The sequence below is a fragment of the Kitasatospora papulosa genome, from assembly GCF_000717245.1.
In the GTDB taxonomy this organism is placed as follows: domain Bacteria; phylum Actinomycetota; class Actinomycetes; order Streptomycetales; family Streptomycetaceae; genus Streptomyces; species Streptomyces papulosus.
This window is the reverse complement of the sequence record NZ_JNYQ01000040.1, coordinates 1-5,049: the sequence shown is the minus strand read 5'-3', so window position 1 is coordinate 5,049 and position 5,049 is coordinate 1. Positions and strand designations below refer to the sequence as shown.

The window sequence follows — 5,049 nt, the reverse complement described above, 5'->3', positions numbered from 1 at the left end:
GCAGCGGATTGATCTCCGAAACGGCACCGACAAACGTGGTCTTACCCACGCCGAAGCCCCCTGCCACCACGATCTTCGCCGAGGTGGTGGAGCGGGCCGCTCCGCCGCTAGAGCTTGCGAAGTCCACTGAGCACCCTTTCGAGCAGTGTCACATCTGGTTGGCCGCCGGCGGCCTCGTCGCCGCCGGGCTGATGGATAGCGACGAGTCCGGCCTCCGCCAGGTCGGCGACGAGGATCCGGGCAACGCCGAGCGGGATCGAGAGGAGGGCCGACACCTCGGCCACCGACTTGATCTCGATGCAGAGCCGGCAGATCCGCTGGTGCTCGGGCAACTGCCCTTGCAGCCTGGCAGGATCGGCCGTGGTGCTGACCAGCGCCTCGATGGCGAGCTGGTAACGCGGCCGGGTCCGTCCGCCGGTCATGGCGTACGGGCGCACCAGCGGGTTGTGTGCCGCGGGCTTGGCGGGCGCCGGGGCCTGGCGCTGGACGGGCTGGATGCGCGACGGCGGTGCCTCGTACCGCTGCGGCGGCTGCTGCTCGTGCCGCTGCTGCTGGTACGGAGGCTGCTGCTGCGGCCACCCGGAGTCCTGGTGCTGCCAGTCGCCGCCCTGCGTGCCCTGTTGAGGCTGCTGGTACGGCTGATACGGCTGCTGATACGGCTGGTAAGGCTCTTGCGGGCCCTGTCTGCCGTGCATGGAGGAGGTCTCGAAATGGCTCTCGCCCTGCTCACCCGGAACCCGCTGACCGCCCTCGTACGGGTGTCCGCCTGTGGGTGCTGCCACGTTTCCTCCTCCGACTGCCGGTCGCCATCCCAGTGGTGCCGCGACACCGCACCTTATGGCGCGGTGACGAGAAACGCACTGTCTGTCTATTAGTTAAGAAGACTTCCCTGGAGTTCGGCGCGGAGATCCGGGGTGAGGACACTTCCTGCACGATCCACGAGAAGTGCCATTTCGTACCCAACCAGGCCGATGTCGGCGTCCGGGTGGGCGAGAACGGCGAGCGAAGATCCGTCGGAGATGGACATGAGGAAGAGGAATCCCCTCTCCATCTCCACAACGGTCTGATTCACGGCGCCACCCTCGAAGATCCGTGAAGCACCCGCGGTGAGCGAGGTCAGCCCGGAGGCGACGGCCGCCAGCTGATCGGCACGGTCACGTGGGAATCCTTCGGACATCGCCAGCAGGAGTCCGTCGGCGGAGACCACCACCGTGTGGGACACCCCTGGGGTGTTGTCCACGAAGTTGGTGATCAACCAGTTGAGATTCTGCGCCGCCTGGCTCATCGGGCTCACACTAACGCTCCTGGTTGTAGGTATTACTTGTGTCCGACCCCGCGGTACGTCCCCTCAGGACCCCACGGCGCAGGTTGCTCAACCTGCCCCGCACGTCCTCAGGGGCGCGGGAGACCTGTGGGCCGCCCTGCTGGGTCTGCTCCGCCGTGCCCTCGACCAGGTTGGCCTTGGGCACGCGCCGGGGGAGACCGGACGGAGTGATCCCGCCCGCCTTCGGGTCCCGGAGCTTCTCGGCCCGCTCCCAGCGCTCGTCGTTCGCCGAGCGCCAGTCCTCGGGGGCGTCCCCGTCGGAAGGCTCCTGCGGCCGCTCCGGCACCGGCCGCTGCCGCTGCTCCGGCGGGGCCGGCTGATCGTTTCCGCGGCCGGTGGGCTGCCAGTGCTGCTGCCCGCCACGACGGGGGAGACCCGCCTCGGTCAGGTCGTGACCAGGGTTCGGCGTGGGCCCCGGGCGGTCGAAGCCTACGTGGTCCTGCGTCTCGGCGGGAGTGCTCGGCGCAGATTCCGCTTCGGGCTGTGTCAGGGGATCGAACGCCCCCTGATACGAACCCTGGTCCGACCAGTCACCCTGGTGGGAGGGACCGTCCTGCGGAGTGAACTGGTCGGCGTACTGCTCCTGCCGGCCGTCCGCAGGGGAGTATCCGGATTCCGCAAAGGAGTTCTGCTGCGTCTCCTGGAAGCCGTTGCCCGCGTACGGGTCGTAGCCGCCCTCGTAGCCGGGCTGTGCGTACTCCTGCTGCTGCTCCTGGGCGTACTGCTCGGGCGTGTACGGCGCCTGGCCGTACTGCTCCTGGCCGTACTGCTCCTGGGGGGAGTACTCCTCGCGCTGGCCGGTGCCGTTCTTCTGGTGGAAGGGCTGGTGCTCGCCGCCCGTCTGGGCCTCCAGCGCCGCACGGCGTTCCTCACGCATCAGCGAACGGTTGACCGGGTCCAGCTGCGGGGAGTCCGCCGCCGGGGTCTCGTAGCGGGAGTCGTCGAAGCCGAGCTCCGCCGCCGTGCGCATCGGAAGGGGCTGCGGCATCGGGTCGAACGCCTGCGGCTGCTGCTGCTCGGGCATGATCGAGGAGACGGTGAAGTCACCGTCCTGCGACGCCTCGCCACCGCCACCGTGGGTGATGGCGTCCGGCAGCATGACCAGGGACGTGGTCCCCGCCTGTTCGCCCGAGGGGCGCAGCTGGACGCGGATGCCGTGCCGGTCGGCCAGCCTGCCGACCACGAACAGACCCATCCGCTGGGACACCGCGGCGTCCACGGTCGGCGGGTTGGCCAGCTTGTGGTTGATGTCCGCGAAGTCCTCGGCGGTGAGGCCGATGCCCTTGTCGTGGATCTCGACCATGACGCGGCCGTCGGGGAGCCGGGTCGCGGTGACCCTGACCTTGGTCTGCGGCGAGGAGAAGGTGGTGGCGTTCTCCAGCAGCTCGGCCAGCAGGTGCACGAGGTCGGTCACGGCCTGGCCGTGGATCTCGCTCTCCGGCACACCGGTGAGCTCGATGCGCTCGTAGGACTCCACCTCGGAGGAGGCGGCACGCAGCACGTCGACCAGCGGAACCGGCTGGTTCCAGCGGCGGCCGGGCTCCTCACCCGCGAGGACGAGGAGGTTCTCGCCGTTACGGCGCATACGCGTGGCCAGGTGGTCCAGCTTGAAGAGGCTCTCCAGCTGGTCCGGGTCGGCCTCGTTGTTCTCCAGGTCGGTGATGAGGGTCAGCTGGCCCTCGATGAGCGACTGGTTGCGGCGCGACAGGTTGGTGAAGATCGCGTTGACGTTGCCCCGGAGCATGGCCTGCTCGGCGGCGAGCCGGACGGCTTCGCGGTGCACCTGGTCGAAGGCGCGGGCGACCTCGCCGATCTCGTCCTGGCTGTTGATCGGGATCGGCTGCACCCGGGTGTCCACCCGGCCGGGCTCGGTCCGCGACAGCTGGTCGACCAGCATCGGCAGCCGCTGCTCGGCGATGCCGAAGGCGGCCGTACGCAGCTGACGCATCGAGCGGCTCATCTGGCGGGCCATGAGACCGGCGATGATGAAGGCCGCCAGCAGCGCGACGATCACGATCGCGGCGTTCAGGATGGCGTCGTTGCGGGCGTCGGCCGAGATCTCCGCCGCCTCGGTCACGGCCTTTTCGACGAGCTCGTTCTCGACCGTGGTGTAGCCGTCGAACTTCGCGGTGGACGCGGCCATCCAGGTCTCGGGGGTGATGCCCTTGGCCTTCAGCTCCTCGGGCGTCCTGCCCTGGCCTATCTGCTGGGCCATGCCGTCGAAGACCGAACCGTCGATGCTCGGGGGCGCCACGAAGGGCTTGCCGGCCGCCTTGGCCTCTGCGGCGGCGGCCTTCAGCTGCTCGGCCCCCTCGGCGGCCTTGCCGGCCATGACTTCCTTCAGCCGGGCCGCGTCGGCCTCCGTACCACCGGAGACGAACTCACCGAGGGCGATCTGCTCCAGGTAGTTGTACGAGCTGAACGCGGTGACCTGGCCGTTGAACTTGCGCTCCTCCTGGCTCGGACGCACCAGCAGGTGCATGCCGATCGAGCGCTGAAGCGATTCTGCGGCCTTGGCCAGCTCGATCGCGTACACGGTACGGCCGTAGCTGGTGATGTTGCCGGTACCCAGGCCGAGCTCGTTGGAGAACTCCATCAGCGAGTGCTGGACCTTGGTGTAGCCCTCCTCCGTCTTCACCGGGTCCATGGCCTCGGCGTAGGCGGCCTTGCGCAGCTCGGGGAGCAGCGGCTCCTCGACCTCGAACAGCTTCAGGCGGCGGTGGAGCCCGGCCTTGTCCGGCATGTTCTTCACGGCCGCGTCGAACTTCTGCGCGGCGCTGTCCGTCGTGGCACGCACCTTCTCCACCTCGGCGGCGGTGCGCTCGTTCGACAGCAGGGGCTGAGCGGTGAGGTCACGCTCGTTCAGCAGCGCCTGTCCGTACTCCGCGGCGGCCCGGACGACCAGGGCCGTCTTCTCCGCGTCCTGGGCCTCGTTCCAGGTGTCGACCGACCCCTTCACCTGGAAGCCGCCCATGACCAGGCCGACGAGGGCCGGAATCAGGAGAATGGCGTTCAGACGGGTGGGCACACGCCAGTTCCGGGGCGACAGCCGACTCGTGCTGCCGCCTGCCGGGTCCGCCTCGGACGACGTGTCCGCAGGCGGGGACACCGCAGCACGCGGCGGTGGCGTGAAATTGCCCCGCTCCGGCTGCGCCGCGGAGCCCTCGTTGCTTCGCCTCACTCGACCAACAACCTCTCGGCGTCGGCACCTACGTTGTGCCGGATTATCGTTCAGGGGCCGTACTGCTCGGTAGTTCGAGGCATTGCAGCACGCGGACCGGTCGCGTTCCAAACAGTCGGAATGAGTGATTCCGAGTGCGGCCGACCGCAGATAAAACGGGCATAAAGAACGAGCCCCGCCAAAAGGCGAGGCTCGCATGAGCGCAGCGGTACGGACCGTGTGCGTGGGGTGTCGGCAGGGCTTCATTTCACTGTCGAAATGTTATGAACGCGGGGGCGGGGCGTGTCAAACGACACAGCCCGCCCCCGTGTGACTACAGCAACTTCCGTAGATCGCTCCCGACTTGCGGCTACTTCAGCCGGGCCATCAGTGCGTGCTCGACCAGGGTGATCAAGCCACTCTTGGCGTCCGCGCGGTGGCGGGCGTCCGTCGTGATGATCGGGGCGTCCGGGCCGATCTGGAGTGCTTCGCGTACTTCGTCGGGTGTGTAGGGCTGGTGTCCGTCGAAGCCGTTGAGGGCGATGACGAACGGGAGGCCGCTGTT

Annotated in this window: 3 protein-coding genes and 2 pseudogenes; all 5 read right to left on the bottom strand. The window is 68.4% G+C overall.

The window, feature by feature from the left end:
- A pseudogene (locus IA22_RS35985) lies at positions 1-127 on the bottom strand (ATP/GTP-binding protein); the annotation flags it as partial.
- The gene (locus IA22_RS0133460) at positions 108-782 is read right to left on the bottom strand and encodes a DUF742 domain-containing protein (RefSeq protein WP_030125848.1); all 675 of its coding nucleotides are present in this window, start codon (positions 780-782) and stop codon (positions 108-110) included. The pseudogene IA22_RS35985 and the gene IA22_RS0133460, both read right to left, overlap by 20 nt.
- Before the next feature lie 89 nt (positions 783-871).
- Positions 872-1,285, bottom strand: a complete 414-nt coding sequence (locus tag IA22_RS0133455) for a roadblock/LC7 domain-containing protein (protein WP_030125847.1) — start codon at positions 1,283-1,285, stop codon at positions 872-874.
- Positions 1,286-1,295: 10 nt separating this feature from the next.
- The gene (locus tag IA22_RS0133450; protein ID WP_030125846.1) at positions 1,296-4,505 is read right to left on the bottom strand and encodes a sensor histidine kinase; all 3,210 of its coding nucleotides are present in this window, start codon (positions 4,503-4,505) and stop codon (positions 1,296-1,298) included.
- A 349-nt stretch (positions 4,506-4,854) separates the two neighbouring features.
- Positions 4,855-5,049 (bottom strand): annotated as a pseudogene (locus tag IA22_RS0133445) (ATP-binding protein); the annotation flags it as partial.